Consider the following 15930-nt stretch of genomic DNA (forward strand, 5'->3'; position numbering starts at 1 on the left):
ATTGCCGTTTCCCATTTCGTTGCGGAGCGGTTGAGCGGGGAAATGCGGATCGCCGAGTCGGGCCAGAGGTCTGAACAGGCGGCCGCGCGGAGAGGGTGCGATTCGGTCCGGCGCGTGCGCGACGGACCGTCGACACCGGATCGGACGATCATGGGTCGGGAAGAGGTGAGAGGATGAAGATATCGCTAGTGCTCGGTGCCCTCCTGCTGGTGGGCGTGACTGCCGCGATCAGCTGGTGGCTCGGGATCAATCACGAGCGCAGGCGCGAGCAGGCCAATATCGAGATGGTGCTGGCAATGTGGGATGGCGTCATCAATCGCGCCGATCCCGATGCGGTAATGAAATACATCGATGAGGATTACATCCAGCATAACCCCAATGTGCGGCAGGGCCGCGAGGGCGTGCTGGAGCTGATCTCGCTGATCCGCAATCCGCCCCCCGCAATGATCCCGCCCGGCAAGAAGACGCTGAAGAAGGCCATCGCGCAGGGCGACTATGTGGTGGTGATCTGGACCCAGCCGCAGCCCGATCCGCACAATCCCGGCGAGACCTACTCCGGCGAAGCCTTCGACATGTTCCGCATCGCCGATGGCAAGGTCGTCGAGCATTGGGACGATACCCGCAAGGCGCTGACACCCTGGCGGCGCTAGGCGCGCTGACCCTAAATCCGGCGCCCCAAGAAGATGAGAGACCTGAGGAGAGGAAAGTTCATGGCCAGTTTCGCTGACGACCGCGCGGAAATCGAGGATCTGCAGGCGCGCTATCTGTTCGCGCTCGATTGGCAGGACCCGGATGGTTACGCCGGCACCTTCGCGCCGGAAGGCGTGCTGGACTGGGCCGGTGGCATCGTGCGAGGGCGCGAGGCAATCCGCGAGGAATGCAAGGGCATGCGCACCTACTTCTCGGGGCGCGGCAAGGGCGAGGAGCCGACTCGCCCGCCGCGGCTGCGCCACTTCATCACCAACATCACCGTGAAGGTGGAGGGCGACAAGGCCTGGAGCCGCTCCTTCTGGTTCGAAATCGACAACGATACCCGCCTGCGCACGCCCTATGTCGGCGGCTACGGCCATTATGAAGACGAGTTGCGCCGCGTCGATGGCAAATGGCTCTTCACCTTCCGCAAGATCTGGAACGAGTGCATGGAGGACCGCGCCGCCGAATATGTGAACCCCGTCACGCAGATGGGTTGAGCAGTGTCCGGGCGTCCTGCCGTGCCGCCATCCGGTGTGTCGAGCCTGCTTGGCGCCATGCTGGGCCTTGCCCTGCTGGCGGCCTGCTCGAACGCGCCGCCCGGCAGCATGGCGGGACCGCCTCCGTTCGGTGCGGGCGACGATTGGAACAATCCGGCCGGGGACTGGGCGGAAAGTCGCTACTCCCGCCTCACCGATATCGACAAGACCAATGTGGGTAGGCTCGGCCTCGCCTGGGAGTATGATCTCGGCACCACCCGCGTGCAGGAAGCGACACCGGTCGTCATCGACGGGGTGATGTATACGTCTGGCAATCTCGGCCGGGCCTATGCGCTGGACGCGGCGACGGGCCGGCAACTCTGGGCCTTCTCGCCCGAGGTCGACATGCAGGTCAATCGCTACGCCTGTTGCGATCAGGCCAATCGCGGGGTGGCGGTGGCGGACGGGAAAGTGTTCGTCGCCGCGCTCGACGGATGGCTCTATGCGCTCGACGAGAAGACCGGTGCGGTCGTCTGGAAGGTCGACAGTTTTCTCGATCGCAGTCGGGCCTATACCAGCACCGGCGCGCCGGAAGTGGCGGGCGACCTCGTCATCATCGGCAATGCCGGCGCGGAATATGACACGCGCGGCTATGTCATCGCGTTCGACATCCGCACCGGCAAGGAAGTCTGGCGCTTCTACACCATACCGCGCGATCCCGCGCTGGGGCCGCAGGAAAGCAAGGCGCTGGAGGCGGCGCTCAAGACCTGGAACCCGAAAAGTCGCTGGGATATCGGCGGCGGCGGCACGGCCTGGGATGCGATCACCTACGATCCCGAATTCGATCAGGTCATCATCGGCGTCGGCAATGGCGGGCCTTATGCGCAGGCGATCCGTTCGCCGGGCGGCGGGGATAATCTCTACCTGAGTTCGCTGGTCGCGCTCGACCGCACGACGGGCGCGATGAAATGGCATTTTCAGGAGACGCCGGGCGACAACTGGGATTTCACCTCCGTCCAGCCCATGATCCTGACGCGCATGGTCGTGAACGGCACCGAGCGCCCCGTGCTGCTGCACACGCCCAAGAACGGCTTCTTCTTCATGCTGGACCGGGAGACGGGCAAGCCGCTCGCCGTGCACAGGATGGTGCGCACAAGCTGGGCCTCGGGCTGGGACCTCAAGACCGGCAAGCCGATCGCCACGCCGGAATATTCGGACATCAATGCCGGCCCCAAGCTGGTCTTCCCGGCCCCGCCCGGCGCGCGCAACTGGTATGGCGCGGCTTATGATCCGCAGCGCAAGATGTACGTCGCCCATTTTCTCGACATGGGCAATCTCATCATGGTGCCGCCCGCCAATCTGACGATGCCGCGGCGCAAGCTGGCGCTGAACGCGGGCACGGAATCGATCTTCACGCCCTTTCTGGAAGCGGCGCTTCCCAGTCTCCCCAAGGATGTGCAGAAGACCATCACCGATCTGCCGCAATGGCAATGGGTGAAGGACAAGCCCTGGGCGGCCGATGTGCGCGCCGTTGATCCGGTGACCGGCAGGACGATCTGGAGCTATCCGCGCGAGGACGGCTGGCAGGACCGCAGCGGCGTACTCGCGACGCAGAGTGGCCTCATCATCTTCGGCACGCTGTCGGGTAAGCTGGTCATCCTGGATTCCGATACCGGCAAGGTGGTGCGCACGATCGACACCGGTCGCTCGATCCTTGCCGCCCCCATGACCTACCGGGTGAAGGGCGTGCAATATATCGCGGTGCAGACCGGCTGGGGCGGGGGCGGCTGGGGGTTGGTCCCCGATTATTCCGCCGCCTATGCCAAGGGGAACGCCAATCGCATCCTGGTCTTTCGGCTGGATGGCGGACCAGTGCCGATCCCGCCGGACGTCCCGCCGGAGGGGCCGATCCCGGCCCCGCCCGTGCAGATCTCCGGCACCGATGCCGATCGGTTGGCGAAGGGACGGGTGCTCTTCTCAAAGAATTGTTCGATCTGCCATTCCAACATGCCGCGCGCGCCGCTGCCGAGCCTGACCCGCATGAGCGAGGGCGCGCATCAGGCGTTCGAGCAGATCGTGCTGCAAGGGCTGCTGTTGCCCAACGGAATGCCGCGCTGGGACGATCTGCTGACGCGCGCCGACGTGCAGGCGATCCATGCCCATCTGATCGATCTGCAGAGCAAGGCATATGCCCGTCAGCAGGCCGGAGCGCCGCAGGAAACCCCGATCTACTCCCGCATCACCACGGCCAACTGATGAGAGCATGAGCGAGATGGATGATATATTCTCACTGTTCGGAAGGGTATCGCTCTCGAGAGATGTGGAGAGGCGTCCCCTGAGGATGAGCATCCTTGTCTGCCCGGCTGCGGACGCGGGTGGTCGCGTATGACTGCCGCAGCGACGGCCCTGCCCGAGCAGGATGGCATCGACATTTTCGAATCGGCCCGGCTCAAGCCGCGCTACTGGCTGCTCGTCGTCCTGTTGATGACGCAGGGCCTGTTCGAGTTTTTCGATTTCTACATCATCGGCTTTCTGGTCAGCGTCATCGGGCCGGAATGGAACCTCACCTTCGGCCAGGTCTCCATCGTGTTGCTTTCGGCAGGCGTGGGCCAATTGGTGGGTGCGCTGCCCTTCGCCTGGTTCGCGGATCGTTACGGGCGCAAGCCGGCGCTGATTTCCGGGATTGTGCTCTATTCGCTGGCGGCCGGCTGCGCGGCCTTCGTGCCGGACGGGAGCTGGATGCTGTTCGCGTTCCTGCGCTTCATCGTCGGCGTGGGCTATGGCGGCACGCAGATCACCTTGCTGATCGAGATCGCGCCGACGCGCTGGCGCACCATGATCGCAAGTGCGAGCGGCCTGATCGCGCCCGGCGGGGTGTTGCTGGCCTCGTTGCTGGTCGCCAATTTCCTGCCGACCATCGGCTGGCGCGGCCTCGCCCTGCTCGGTTTCTTCCCGCTCGTCATCGCCTTCGCACTCTACTTCCTGGTGCCGGAATCGGTCCGCTGGCTGGTCTCCCAGGGCCGCGCGACCGAAGCGCATGATGTGCTCGCCAAATATGTCGATCTGCCCAAGGAGCAGATCCCGCTACCGCGCGTGCCCAAGGAAGTGCGCCGCGCGCGCCTGCGCGACATCGCCTTGTATCCAGGTCGCTTCTGGCTGATCGTCGCGACCAGCTCGGGGCTCGGCATCGCGGGCTTCGGCGTGGCCTTGTGGGGCCCAACGGTGCTCACCATGCTGCTCAAGATCCAGCCGGCCGAGGCGGCTGCCTATTTCGTGTTCGTGAGCATTGCCGGCATCGCCGGCCGGGCGCTGTGGACGGTCACCCCGCACTTCATCGGTCGCTGGCGCTCCGCGCTCATCTGCCTGTTCGGCACGGCGGTGACGATCAGCGCGGCGGCCTTCCTGCACCCTTATTTCGTGGCCGGGGTGCCCGTGTTCCTGCTGTGCCTGATGTGCGGATCGCTGTTCTACGATGGCGGCGCCTCCAACAGCTCGCCCTACGGGACGGAATTATTCCCGGTCCGCCTCGCCGGGCTGGGCGGCGGCCTCGTCCAGATGGTCAGCGGCTTCGGCAAGCTACTCGGGCCGATCATTCTCGCGCTGATCGCCGGCAGCGGCAATCTGCTCTCGCCGCAGGCAACGGAAGCCGCGATTACGCCCGGCTTCCTCACGCTCGCCGCCTTTGCCGTCATCGGCTTCCTCGCCACCTCGATGCTGCGATACGAAACCCATGGCGTCCGCATGGTGACGGACGAGGATGATTTCGTTTCCGGCAAGGTCAACACCAAGCCGCCGCCGCTCGCCTGAGCGCCGCCACCCGCCTCATCCACACACCCACATGCAAGGAACCGGTATGCAACCGCCTGAACTGGAATATGTCTTCACCATCGAGATCGATCTGAGCCCTCGCTTTCGTTACGGCCCGACCACGGACGGGCTGGAGCGCGGCTATGTCGGCGTGCTCGGTGGCCGCATCACCGGTCCGCGCCTCAATGGGCGCATCGTGCCCCACACCGGCGGGGACTGGCCCAGCATCCGCCCGGACCAGACCTGCGACTTCAACGCGCGTTACCTGATCGAGACTGATGACGGCACGCTGATCCAGCTGCGCAACACCGGCGTGCGTCATGGACCCAAGGAGGTTCTGGATCGCCTGCAGAATTATGAGCCGGTCGACCCCTCCGAATATTATATGCGGGTGACCCCGCAGTTCGATGCACCGGAAGGGCCGCATGGCTGGCTCAGCCGGACCGTGTTCATCGGCAAGACGGATCGGCAGAAGACCAAGTCCGTGTTCAACTATTGGGCGGTGCTCTGAACATGGCGGAGTCCTCTGCAGGGCTGTTTCCGGTGGATCGGGCGATCGCGCAGGGCGCGGTCGTCGATCCGGCACAGGCCGGGAGCGCCGATCATGTCGCGCTGACGGCGCGCAACCGGGCGTTGATGATCGACTTCGTGACGATCCTCTACGAGCAGCGCGATCCCCGCGGGGCCTTCGAGCGATATGTCCATGAGGATTATATCCAGCACAATCCGATCATCGCCGACGGCCGCGAGAATGCGCTCAAATGGCTGGAGCCGGTCTTCTCCAAGGCGGGCACGGAGATTCAGGTCCGGCGGGTGCTGGTGGATGGCGATTATGCCACCGTGCAGATCATCGGACGGATGGGGCCGGAGGATGGCGGCAGCGCGGTCATGAACATCTTCCGCATCGAGGACGGGATGATCGTTGAGCATTGGGACGTGACGCAAGCGATGCCGGCGGAAACGGCAAGTGGGCGGCCTTTGGGTTGAGGGCAGCGCCAATAACTTGAGCCGTCATTCCCGCGAACGCGGGAATCCAGAACCCAGCCGCATTGCCATCGCGCCTCTGGATTCCCGCGTCCGCGGGAATGACGAGAGTGTGATGGTGTCAGCCGCTCGCCGACGCTAGGCTGGGCCGAACGAGAAACACAGGAGAGGCAAGCCATGGATCTGGGCATCAGGGGCCGCAAGGCGATCGTCAACGGCGCCAGCGCCGGCATGGGCAAGAGCGCGGCGATGGCGCTGGCCCGCGAGGGCGTGGACGTGTTCATCTCGGCGCGGGGCGAGCAGCGGCTGATGCGCGCGGCGCAGGAGATTGCCGATGAGACCGGCGCGCGGGTCCTGCCAATCGTCGCCGATCATGCCAGCGCCGAGGGGCGCGAGCGCATTCTGGCGGCCTGCCCGGAGCCGGACATTCTCGTCGGCACCTGCGCCCCGCCGCCGATGACGCCGGACTATCGCGCGATCACCGGTGAGCAATGGGAGAGCGCCATCGAAATTTCGCTGCTCTCGCCCATCGAGTTCATGCGCCGCGTGCTCGATGGCATGGTGGAGCGCCGATGGGGGCGGGTGGTGAACATCGCCACGGTGGCTGCGAAATATCCCGGCGAAATCCGGGCGCTTTCCGGCAGCACGCGGGCGGCGCTGGTGAACTACAGCGTCGCCGTCTCCAAGGTGGTAGCCAAGCACAATGTCGTCATCAACAACCTGCTGCCGGGCATGCACCACACCGCGACAGTCGAGGACCAGTTCAATGCCCGCGCGAAGGCCAAGGGCACGACCTATGAGGATGAGGTCGCCGAGTTCGTGCGAGACTGGCGGATCGCCAGCGGGCGCTTCGGCAATGCGGACGATGTCGGGGCGTTCGTGGCGATGTTCTGCAGCGAGTTTGCGAATTACACCACGGGCCAGAGCCTCACCATCGATGGCGGTGCCACGACCTCGACCTTTTAGAGGACGGTCGGTTGGTCGGGCGGATTATGAGATATATGATCTCCGTTCGCCCTGAGCCTGTCGAAGGGCCGTCCTTCCCTGCTTAGCCTCGAGGGTAGAAGAACGGGGCTTCGACAAGCTCAGCCCGAACGGCGTGGGGAAAGGCCGAACCGTGATTGGGGTTAAGGCATAGATCAGTCCACTCGCCCGCCGCACAGGGTGACGCGGGCCCGGCGATCTGCTATGGGCGCGCGCCATGACGAACCCCAATAGCCTCGATTACGAACGCCCGGTCATCACGCCGCCCGATGGCGAGAAGAAGGTGCTGCTGCACAGCTGTTGCGCGCCCTGCTCGGGCGAGGTGATGGAAGCGATGACCGCGAGCGGCATCGATTACACCATCTTCTTCTACAATCCGAACATCCACCCCAAGGAGGAATATCTGCTGCGCAAGGAGGAGAATATCCGCTTTGCCGAGCAGCATAATATTCCCTTCGTCGATGCCGACTATGACACGGTGAACTGGTTCAAGCGCGCCAAGGGCATGGAGAATGAGCCCGAGCGCGGTGCGCGCTGCACGATGTGCTTTGACATGCGCTTCGAACGCACGGCGCTCTACGCGCATGAGCATGGCTTCCCGGTCATCACCTCGTCGCTCGGCATCTCGCGCTGGAAGAACATGAACCAGATCAACGATTGCGGGGAGCGCGCGGCGGCGCATTATCCCGGCATCAAATATTGGACGTTCAACTGGCGCAAGGGTGGCGGCGCGGCGCGGATGATCGAGATCAGCAAGCGCGAGCGCTTCTACCAGCAGGAATATTGCGGCTGCGTCTTCTCGCTGCGGGATACCAACGCGCACCGGGTCGCCCAAGGCCGTGAGGAAATCCGCATCGGCGAGCTGTATTATGGGGACGAGCCTTCCGCGCAGGGCTGAGCCATGCGGGAGGGGTTTGACCACAAGAAACGGGACGCGCCCGTCCGGCCGCGCGTCTAGCTGATCAGCTCCACTTATGGAGCTGGATCATGACATTACTGGATCGCAAAGTCGCCATCGTCACCGGCGCGAGTTCGGGAATCGGACGCGCCGCTGCTCTGCTGTTCGCGCAACAGGGCGCGGCCCTCGTGCTGGTTTCCCGACGCGAGGCGGCGCTTGAGAGCGTGGCCGAGTCCATCAGAGCGCAGGGTGGTCGGGCGGCCATTGTCGCGGGCGACGTGCGCGAGGAGGAGACGCACCGCCGAGCCGTCGCGGTCGCCTGTGAGACCTTCGGGGGGCTGCATATCGCGTTCAACAATGCCGGGCTTGTTGGGACGATGCAGCCGCTGGCAGATTTCACGCCGGAGGATTGGTCGCAGGTGCTGGCGGTCAACCTGACGGCGGCTTTCCTCGGCGCCCGCGCGCAGATTCCGGCCATGCTCGATCAAGGCGGCGGCGCGCTCATCTTCACTGGCAGCTTCGTGGGCAATAGCGTCGGCTTGCCGGGCATGTCGGCTTATGGGGCGGCGAAGGCGGGGCTGCTTGGCCTCGTGCGCGGCATTACGGCCGATTATGGCGCGCAGGGCATCCGCGCCAACGCTCTGCTACCGGGCGGGACAGCGACAGGGATGGCAGGCGATGCCGATCAGCAGGCCTGGGCGGCTAGTCTTCACGCGATGAAGCGGATCGCACAACCAGAAGAAATCGCGCAGGCGGCGCTATTTCTGGCCAGCGACATGGCGAGCTTTGTGACTGGCTCGGCGCTGTGGGCGGATGGGGGCAACGCCGCCGTCAAATTGTGATGCTGGGGACGTTGATAGTCGGCGGGCGGGCTCTTGAAGGATCGGGCGGCCGTATCAAGGCCGCCCGTGTCAATCGCGCTTAGTTGCCGTCGATCACTTCCTGCCCGGCCTGACCAACCGATTCGATGTCCTTGCCGGCGCCTTTGACAGTCGCGCAAGCCTGGAGTGCGAGGGCCGCGCCGAGCAGCAGAATCAATGTGCCGCGCTGTTTCATGATCGTCTTCCTTCTGTTTGTTCCGGGCGATGAAATGCTTGAGCAACGGTTCGGTTGCGATTCCCGGTCGGCAGGCGCAGGTTGCAGGGAAGGTGTCAGGGAACGCGTGCCTCGTCGGGCCGTTCAGGAAGCTGAGACGGCAGCGCCTCGGTCGCGCCGGATAGCAACCAGATGAAAGGGTCAGTGATGAGCGGGAAGATCGATGTCGCGGTAATCGTGGGCAGTCTGCGCAAGGACTCGTATAATCGAAAGGCGGCGCTGGAGCTGGCGCGCCTCGCCGATGACGATATGGCGCTGCGGATCGTGGAGATCGGCGATTTGCCGCATTATGATGAAGATGCGGAGACCGACAGCCCGCCGGCAGCGTGGACGCGCTTTCGCAAGGAGATCGCCCCGGCCGACGCGTTGCTGTTCGTCACGCCCGAATATAACCGCTCGGTGCCGGGCGTGCTCAAGAACGCTATCGACGTTGGCTCGCGGCCCTATGGCCAGAGCGTGTGGATGGGCAAACCGGCGGCGATCATGACCGTCTCGCCCGGAGCGCTGGGCGGGTTCGGCGCCAATCACCATCTGCGCCAGATGCTGGTCTTTCAAGATACACCCATCCTCCAGCAGCCCGAGGCCTATGTCGGCAATGCGGCCAAGCTGTTCGAGGATGACGGCCGGCTGACGGACAAGAAGACGGAGGATTTTTTCCGCAGCTTCCTCGACGCATTTCGCAAGCTGATCGACCGGGCGGGCTGACCGCCGCTCAGTTTACGATCGACTTGAGGCGTCGCCAGATTCGCGTGCGCAGCGGCGTGCGCGATTCGATGCTGAGGCCACGCGCACGCGCCGCCCGCATGAGATCGCGGGTCAGCGCGCGCAACTGGCGGTCGTTGAGTGCCGTCGACACCCGGTGGTGGCCGCCGCGCATGCCGCTTTCGGCGATATGCAGCGTCAGGATGACGCCATGGTCCGCGCCGCGCCGCTCCCAATCAATAAGCGCCCCGGAAATATACTCCTGCCGCCTGAAATCCTGTTCCGCCATGCCTTCCTCTGTTGCGCCCGGCTTGCGCGCCGTCCTGCTCGTGCAATCCCTGACCGCCGTTTCTTAACGTTTTGGAAAGGCCGGGCCGAGCCGTTGGCGCACCGGGCGTGCATTGTCTATTGCGCATTGCACAATATTCGCATTCACTGTGCGGATGCTCAAAGCTGCAGTCTATCATCGCACGGCCTATCACTACAGCAGGCCGATCCGTCTCGGGCCGCAGATCATCCGGCTTCGACCCGCGCCGCACAGTCGCACCAAGGTGCCGAACTATGCGCTGCGGATCGAGCCAGAGGGCCATTTCATCAACTGGCAGCAGGACCCGCATGGCAACTGGCAGGCCCGGCTGGTGTTCCCCGAGCCGGTGGACCGCTTCGTGGTGGAAGTGGATCTGCTCGCCGATCTCGACGTCATCAATCCGTTCGATTTCTTCGTCGAGCCTTATGCCGAGGACTATCCGTTCGCCTATGACGAGGCGCTGAAGACGGATTTGGCCGCCTATTTCGAGGTCGAGGCGCAGGGGCCTCTCTTCGAGGCGCTGGTGGCGCAGCACGCAGGCCATCAGGGGCGCACCATCGATTTTCTGGTGGAGATCAATCGCCAGCTCGAACAGCGCATTGGCTATGTCATCCGCATGGAAACCGGGGTGCAGACCCCGGAAGAGACCTTGCAGATCGGCACCGGCTCCTGCCGGGACAGCGCCTGGCTGCTGGTGCAGCTGGTGCGGCGGCTGGGCTTCGCGGCGCGGTTCGTCTCGGGCTATTCGATCCAACTGGTTGCGGATGTCGAGCCAGTGGAAGGCCCCAAGGGCGTGACGCGCGACGTGGTCGATCTCCACGCCTGGGCGGAAGTCTATGTGCCGGGCGCCGGCTGGATCGCGCTGGATGCCACTTCCGGCATGTTCGCCGGCGAGGGGCATATCCCGCTCTGTGCATCGCCCCATTATCGCTCGGCTTCGCCCATCGAGGGGCTGGCCGAGCCGGCGGAAGTGGACTTCCGCTTCGAGATGCGCGTCTCGCGCATTGCCGAGGCGGTGCGGATCACCAAGCCGTTCACCGATGAGCGCTGGGCCGCCGTGCAGGCGCTGGGCGAGCAGGTGGACGCTGACCTCGTGGCGCAGGATGTGCGGCTGACCACCGGCGGCGAGCCGACCTTCGTCGCCGAGAATGGCGGGCAGGAGGATGAGTGGAACGGCGGCGCCGTCGGCCCGACCAAGCAGGGCTATGCGGACAAGCTCGTGCGGGCGCTGCGGGAGAAATTCGCGCCGGGCGGGATGCTCCACCACGGTCAGGGCAAATGGTATCCGGGCGAGAGCCTGCCGCGCTGGGCCTATGCGGTGTACTGGCGCAAGGATGGCGTGCCAGTGTGGCGTGACCCGATGCTGATCGCGCGGGAAGAGGCCGAGGGCAAGCCGCTCGCGACGCCGGCGCTTGCCGCGCGCTTTCTGGCGACTATCGCCGCAGGCCTTGAGGTTCAGCCCGATTATGTCGCGCCGGTCTATGAGGATGAGCAGGAGTGGGCGCGCAAGGCGGAAGATTTGCCCGTCAATGTGACACCAGACGATAACAAGCTCAGCGATGTCGAGGCGCGCGAGCGGATGAAGAAGGCGTTTGCGATGGGGCTGGTCGAGCCCGTCGGCTACGCCTTGCCCATCCAGCGCTGGCAGGCTGCGCAAACCAAGCCACGCTGGCAGAGCGAGGTCTGGGCGGTGCGCCGGGGCAAGCTCCATGCCGTGCCGGGCGACAGCTCGCTCGGCTATCGCCTGCCGTTGGGCTCGCTGCCCTTCGTGCCGCCGGCCGACTTCCCCTACATTCACCCGCGGGACACCAGCGAACCGCGCGAGCCGCTGGCGGATTATCATGTCCAGCGTGCGCAGCGGGCGCACCGGCCGGATGTGCGCGAGCAGATGGTTGCCTCCCGCGCGGAGGCCGGCGGCGCGGCAGCGCAGGAGCGGGTGGAGCAGGAGATCATCGAGGGCGCGGTGCGCACCGCGATCACCGTCGAGCCCAAGGCACATTATCTCTCCGTCTTCCTGCCGCCGGTGCGCGAATTGGAGGATTATCTGGAGCTGATCGCGCAGGTGGAGGCCGCAGCCTGCGCCATGCGCGTCGAAGTGCGGATTGAAGGCTACGCCCCGCCGCCCGATCCGCGCCTGCAGGTGCTCAAGATCACGCCCGATCCCGGCGTCATCGAGGTCAATGTGCAGCCGGTCGCGACATGGGGCGAGACGGTCGAGCTGACCGAAACGCTCTACGATGTTGCGCGAGCGCTCAAGCTCACGGCCGACAAGTTCATGGTCGATGGGCGCGCGGTGGGCACGGGCGGCGGCAATCATCTCGTGCTCGGCGGGCCGAGCCTCACCGATTCGCCGTTCATCCGTCGGCCGGACCTGCTCAAGAGCTTCGTGCTCTACTGGCAGCGCCATCCTTCGCTCAGCTATCTCTTCTCCGGTCTGTTCATTGGCCCCACCAGCCAGGCACCCCGCATCGACGAGGCGCGGCATGACGGGCTATACGAGCTGGAGGTGGCGCTGGCGCAGGTGCCGAAACCGGGGGAAGGCGCCACGCCGCCCCCCTGGCTGGTCGACCGGCTGTTCCGTAATCTGCTGGTGGACGTGACCGGCAACACGCACCGCACCGAGATCTGCATCGACAAGATGTTCTCGCCCGATGGGCCGACCGGGCGGTTGGGGCTGGTCGAGTTCCGCGGCTTCGAGATGCCGCCGGACGCGCGGATGAGTTTGGCGCAACAACTGCTGCTGCGCGCGCTCACCGCCTGGTTCTGGCGCACGCCGCAGGAGGGCAATCTGGTGCGCTGGGGCACGCGCCTGCACGATCGCTTCATGCTGCCCCATTTCGTCTGGGAGGATTTTCTCGACGTGCTCGGCGACCTCCGCCGGGCCGGTTATGATTTCGACCCCAACTGGTTCGAGGCGCAGAAGCAGTTCCGCTTCCCGGTCCATGGGGCGGTGCGGGCCGGCGGGCTGGAGCTGGAGATTTCCCACGCGCTGGAGCCTTGGCATGTGCTCGGCGAAACCGGCGCGATCGGCGGGACCGTGCGCTATGTCGACAGTTCGACCGAGCGGCTGCAGGTGCGCGTCTCCGGGCTGGTCGAGGGGCGGCACGTCGTCGCCTGCAACGGCCGCCGCGTGCCGCTGGCACCCACTGGCGTGGCGGGCGAGGCGGTGGCCGGCGTGCGCTACAAGGCCTGGGCGCCCTCGGACTGTCTCCATCCGCGCCTACCGGTCAACGCGCCGCTCACCTTCGACGTGTTCGACGCATGGAGCGGCCGGTCGCTGGGCGGCTGCGTCTATCATGTGGCGCATCCGGGCGGACGCAATTATGACGACGTGCCGGTGAATGCCTATGAAGCGGAGGCGCGGCGCAAGGCGCGTTTCCAGGATCATGGTCATACGCCGGGCTCCATGGTGCTGCCACCGGACGAGAAAACGGGGGAATTCCCATTGACGCTCGATCTGCGACGGCCCGCGACCCTTTGAATGCGTCGCTTGCCATGACTGCCGGGGAAGAGGACATCGGCCAGGCCCTCGCGCGCTATGCGCGCGAAGCCGGGCGCGGTGACCTCATGCTCGCGGCGCAGGGCGATCCTGCCATGGCGCATCGCTGGGAAGCGATGTTCGGTGCCATTGCCAGCGCCGCGCGGGGCGGGTTTGCCGGTCTGCAAGCCCGCGCCGACCAGCAGGTTGTCGATCTCGGCATGGCCTTTCGCCTGACCGGTGAGGTCGAGGAGCGCGTCTGGCCGCTCAGTCCCGTGCCGATGCTGATCCACGCGACGCAGTGGCAGGGCATCGAGGCGGGTCTGGCGCAGCGGGCCGATTTGCTCGAACGGGTGCTGGACGATCTCTACGGCGAATGCAGCCTCGTCGCGAGCGGCGAACTGCCGGCGGCGATTGTCGCCGGCGCGCCGGATTATTGGCGGCAGATGCGCGGCCTGCCGCCGCCGCGCGGCAACCGGCTACAATTCTACGCGGTCGATCTGGCGCGCGGGCCGGATGGCGAATGGCGGGTGCTGGCGGATTATGTGCGCACGCCCGTCGGTGCCGGCTATGCGCTGGAAAACCGCCTCGCGATGACGCGCGCGACGGACGATGCGCTCGGCATCGTCAATTTCGTGCGACTGGCGCCCTTCTTCTCCGATTTCCGGCAGGGCCTCGCCGCCATCTGTGCCCGGCCCGATCCGCGCATCGCGCTGCTCACGCAGGGGCGTTACAATCAGAGCTATGCCGAGCAGGCGCACCTCGCGCGCTATCTCGGCATCCTGCTGGTCGAGGGGCAAGACCTCACCGTGCGCGACGGGCAGCTTTACGTCCGCACCGTCGAGGGCGTGAAGCGGGTTGATGGGCTGTGGCGGCGGATGGGCACGGACCTGCTCGATCCGCTGGCGTTCGATTCGCGCTCGACCATCGGCGTGCCGGATATTTTCGAGGCGATGCGCCATGGCGGCCTTGTCATCGCCAACTGGCCCGGCGCCGGGGTGCTGGAGACGCCGGCACTCGCGGCCTTCCTGCCGCGCCTCTGCCGCAAGTTGCTCGGCGAGCCGCTGCGCATTCCCAATGTTGCGACATGGTGGTGCGGGCAAGCGAAGGAGCGCGCCCATGTCCGCGAGCAGGCGGACCGGCTGGCCATCGGCTCTGCCTTCGGCTTGCCGGTGCCGGCGATCCCCCATGGCCGCGCGCGCCTGGCCTCGCGCCTCAGCCCTGCCGAGAATGCCGCGTTCCTCGCCGAGCTGCAGCAGCGCCCGATGGATTATATCGGGCAGGAACTGGTGCAACTGTCCACCACGCCGGCGCTGGTCGATGGCGTGCTGCTGCCGCGCCCGTTCATCCTGCGCGCCTTCCTCGCCCGCGATGCGCATGGCCAGTGGCGCGCAATGCCGGGCGGGTTTGCGCGGCTTGCAGCCCATGACGACATGCGGGCGGTGCTGATGGGGCAGGGCGACATGTCCGCCGACGTCTGCATCGTTGCCGATGAACCGCAGACGGCGGTGGTTACGCTCGACAGCGGTGCGCCGGTCGCCATTCGCCGGGTCGCCGGCACGCTGCCCAGCAAGGCGGCGGATAACTTCTTTTGGCTCGCGCGCTATCTGGAGCGCGGCGAAATGGTGCTGCGCATGATCCGCGTGCTGATCGGCGGCAGCATCGAGGGCGAGGCAGCCTCCGCGCTCGACCGCCCGACGCTCGGCCGCGTCGCCGATACGCTGGTCGCCTGGGGCAGCGCGCGCAAGGACAAGCTGGGTGAAGGTACCGGCAAGCTTTGCGTCCATGCACTCAGCGATCCGGAGATGCCGGGCAGCGTCCAATCCCTGTTCGAGGCGGCCGAAGCGATCGGCCGGGGCCTGCGCGAGCGGCTGGCGGTGGACTTCTGGCGCCTGCTCAGCCGCCAGATCGACCGGGTGAGTGAAGCGCGCGAATCTCAGCTCATGGCCCATGTCGCGCGGCTGCTGGATCGTTGCGCGGCGCTCTCCGGCCTGTCTGCCGAGAATATGGTGCGCGGCGCCGGCTGGCGTTTCCTGGAGCTGGGCCGGCGGCTGGAGCGTGCCATCCACCTTTGCCGGCTGGCGCGCACCTTTGCCGGCGACGATGCCAATGGGCATGATCTCAATCTGTTTCTGGATCTGTGCGATTGCCAGATCAGCTATCGCACCCGCTATCTCTCCGGTCTGGCGCTGGCGCCGGTGCGCGACATGCTGCTGCTGGAGCCGGGCAATCCGCGCTCGCTTGCCTTTCAGGTCGATGCGATTCTCGATCATCTGCGCGCCTTGCCGACGCTGCGCGACGACGGGATGCCCGAGCCGCCGGTGCAACTCGCCCTGGCGCTCTCTGCCCGTCTGCATGCCGCCTCGGCCGAGATGCTCACGGCGCGCGATCTGGAGGTCATCGAGACGGCGCTGCTCGATCTCTCCGACCGGATCGATGATCGCTTCTTCCTCAAGGGCGAGGATGCGCCGCGCGCCTCCGGCATGACGCGGCTGGCATAGATGAG

14 protein-coding genes are annotated in these 15930 nt (G+C 65.8%); 12 read left to right on the forward strand and 2 right to left on the reverse strand.

Going from position 1 to position 15930, the window contains the following annotated elements; genetic code table 11:
- Window positions 1-173: 173 nt before the first annotated feature.
- From M2334_RS01895 to M2334_RS01935, 9 genes are all read left to right on the forward strand, one after another.
- Window positions 174-650: a nuclear transport factor 2 family protein gene (locus M2334_RS01895; RefSeq protein ID WP_264579941.1), complete on the forward strand. Its 477-nt coding sequence runs from the start codon at window positions 174-176 to the stop codon at window positions 648-650.
- A 60-nt stretch (window positions 651-710) separates the two neighbouring features.
- Window positions 711-1190, forward strand: a complete 480-nt coding sequence (locus tag M2334_RS01900; RefSeq protein WP_264592534.1) for a nuclear transport factor 2 family protein — start codon at window positions 711-713, stop codon at window positions 1188-1190.
- A 3-nt stretch (window positions 1191-1193) separates the two neighbouring features.
- Window positions 1194-3425, forward strand: a complete 2232-nt coding sequence (locus M2334_RS01905; protein WP_264604651.1) for a PQQ-dependent dehydrogenase, methanol/ethanol family — start codon at window positions 1194-1196, stop codon at window positions 3423-3425.
- Between the two features lie 129 nt (window positions 3426-3554).
- Window positions 3555-4976, forward strand: a complete 1422-nt coding sequence (locus M2334_RS01910; protein WP_264593652.1) for an MFS transporter — start codon at window positions 3555-3557, stop codon at window positions 4974-4976.
- A 46-nt stretch (window positions 4977-5022) separates the two neighbouring features.
- The gene (locus M2334_RS01915; protein ID WP_264604652.1) at window positions 5023-5487 is read left to right on the forward strand and encodes a DUF3237 domain-containing protein; all 465 of its coding nucleotides are present in this window, start codon (window positions 5023-5025) and stop codon (window positions 5485-5487) included.
- A 2-nt stretch (window positions 5488-5489) separates the two neighbouring features.
- On the forward strand, window positions 5490-5963 hold the full coding sequence (locus M2334_RS01920) for a nuclear transport factor 2 family protein (RefSeq protein ID WP_264593653.1): 474 nt from the start codon (window positions 5490-5492) through the stop codon (window positions 5961-5963).
- A gap of 174 nt (window positions 5964-6137) precedes the next feature.
- Complete coding sequence (locus tag M2334_RS01925; protein WP_264604653.1) at window positions 6138-6926, forward strand: SDR family oxidoreductase; 789 nt, start codon at window positions 6138-6140, stop codon at window positions 6924-6926.
- Between the two features lie 235 nt (window positions 6927-7161).
- Window positions 7162-7842: an epoxyqueuosine reductase QueH gene (locus M2334_RS01930; RefSeq protein ID WP_264571805.1), complete on the forward strand. Its 681-nt coding sequence runs from the start codon at window positions 7162-7164 to the stop codon at window positions 7840-7842.
- An 89-nt stretch (window positions 7843-7931) separates the two neighbouring features.
- Entirely contained in the window at window positions 7932-8684 is a 753-nt protein-coding gene (locus M2334_RS01935) for an SDR family oxidoreductase (protein WP_264593655.1), read from the forward strand.
- A 79-nt stretch (window positions 8685-8763) separates the two neighbouring features.
- On the opposite strand, the gene M2334_RS01940 is transcribed toward M2334_RS01935, so the two are convergent.
- Window positions 8764-8898: an entericidin A/B family lipoprotein gene (locus M2334_RS01940; RefSeq protein WP_181558396.1), complete on the reverse strand. Its 135-nt coding sequence runs from the start codon at window positions 8896-8898 to the stop codon at window positions 8764-8766.
- A gap of 186 nt (window positions 8899-9084) precedes the next feature.
- Between M2334_RS01940 and M2334_RS01945 the strand changes: the two genes are divergently transcribed.
- Window positions 9085-9642 (forward strand): NADPH-dependent FMN reductase, encoded by a 558-nt coding sequence (locus M2334_RS01945; RefSeq protein WP_181558397.1) that lies wholly within the window; start codon window positions 9085-9087, stop codon window positions 9640-9642.
- Between the two features lie 7 nt (window positions 9643-9649).
- On the opposite strand, the gene M2334_RS01950 is transcribed toward M2334_RS01945, so the two are convergent.
- Window positions 9650-9928 carry a hypothetical protein gene (locus M2334_RS01950; protein ID WP_181558398.1) on the reverse strand — a complete coding sequence of 93 codons (279 nt, stop codon included), beginning with the start codon at window positions 9926-9928 and terminating at the stop codon, window positions 9650-9652.
- A gap of 154 nt (window positions 9929-10082) precedes the next feature.
- Between M2334_RS01950 and M2334_RS01955 the strand changes: the two genes are divergently transcribed.
- Window positions 10083-13427: a DUF2126 domain-containing protein gene (locus M2334_RS01955; protein ID WP_264604654.1), complete on the forward strand. Its 3345-nt coding sequence runs from the start codon at window positions 10083-10085 to the stop codon at window positions 13425-13427.
- A 14-nt stretch (window positions 13428-13441) separates the two neighbouring features.
- A complete protein-coding gene (locus M2334_RS01960) occupies window positions 13442-15925 on the forward strand; it encodes a circularly permuted type 2 ATP-grasp protein (protein WP_264604655.1) in 2484 nt (827 codons plus the stop codon).
- Window positions 15926-15930 lie beyond the last annotated feature (5 nt).

The organism is Sphingobium sp. B11D3D (assembly GCF_025961755.1).
Classification (GTDB): Bacteria; Pseudomonadota; Alphaproteobacteria; order Sphingomonadales; family Sphingomonadaceae; genus Sphingobium.

Bases quoted from the DNA above. Each gene is read 5' to 3' on its own strand.
- M2334_RS01925 (WP_264604653.1), top strand. From the start codon at position 6,138: ATGGATCTGGGCATCAGGGGCCGCAAGGCGATCGTCAACGGCGCCAGC.
- M2334_RS01915 (WP_264604652.1), top strand. From the start codon at position 5,023: ATGCAACCGCCTGAACTGGAATATGTCTTCACCATCGAGATCGATCTG.
- M2334_RS01940 (WP_181558396.1), bottom strand. From the start codon at position 8,898: ATGAAACAGCGCGGCACATTGATTCTGCTGCTCGGCGCGGCCCTCGCA.
- M2334_RS01930 (WP_264571805.1), top strand. From the start codon at position 7,162: ATGACGAACCCCAATAGCCTCGATTACGAACGCCCGGTCATCACGCCG.
- M2334_RS01920 (WP_264593653.1), top strand. From the start codon at position 5,490: ATGGCGGAGTCCTCTGCAGGGCTGTTTCCGGTGGATCGGGCGATCGCG.
- M2334_RS01895 (WP_264579941.1), top strand. From the start codon at position 174: ATGAAGATATCGCTAGTGCTCGGTGCCCTCCTGCTGGTGGGCGTGACT.
- M2334_RS01910 (WP_264593652.1), top strand. From the start codon at position 3,555: ATGACTGCCGCAGCGACGGCCCTGCCCGAGCAGGATGGCATCGACATT.
- M2334_RS01945 (WP_181558397.1), top strand. From the start codon at position 9,085: ATGAGCGGGAAGATCGATGTCGCGGTAATCGTGGGCAGTCTGCGCAAG.
- M2334_RS01950 (WP_181558398.1), bottom strand. From the start codon at position 9,928: ATGGCGGAACAGGATTTCAGGCGGCAGGAGTATATTTCCGGGGCGCTT.
- M2334_RS01935 (WP_264593655.1), top strand. From the start codon at position 7,932: ATGACATTACTGGATCGCAAAGTCGCCATCGTCACCGGCGCGAGTTCG.
- M2334_RS01900 (WP_264592534.1), top strand. From the start codon at position 711: ATGGCCAGTTTCGCTGACGACCGCGCGGAAATCGAGGATCTGCAGGCG.
- M2334_RS01960 (WP_264604655.1), top strand. From the start codon at position 13,442: ATGACTGCCGGGGAAGAGGACATCGGCCAGGCCCTCGCGCGCTATGCG.
- M2334_RS01955 (WP_264604654.1), top strand. From the start codon at position 10,083: ATGCTCAAAGCTGCAGTCTATCATCGCACGGCCTATCACTACAGCAGG.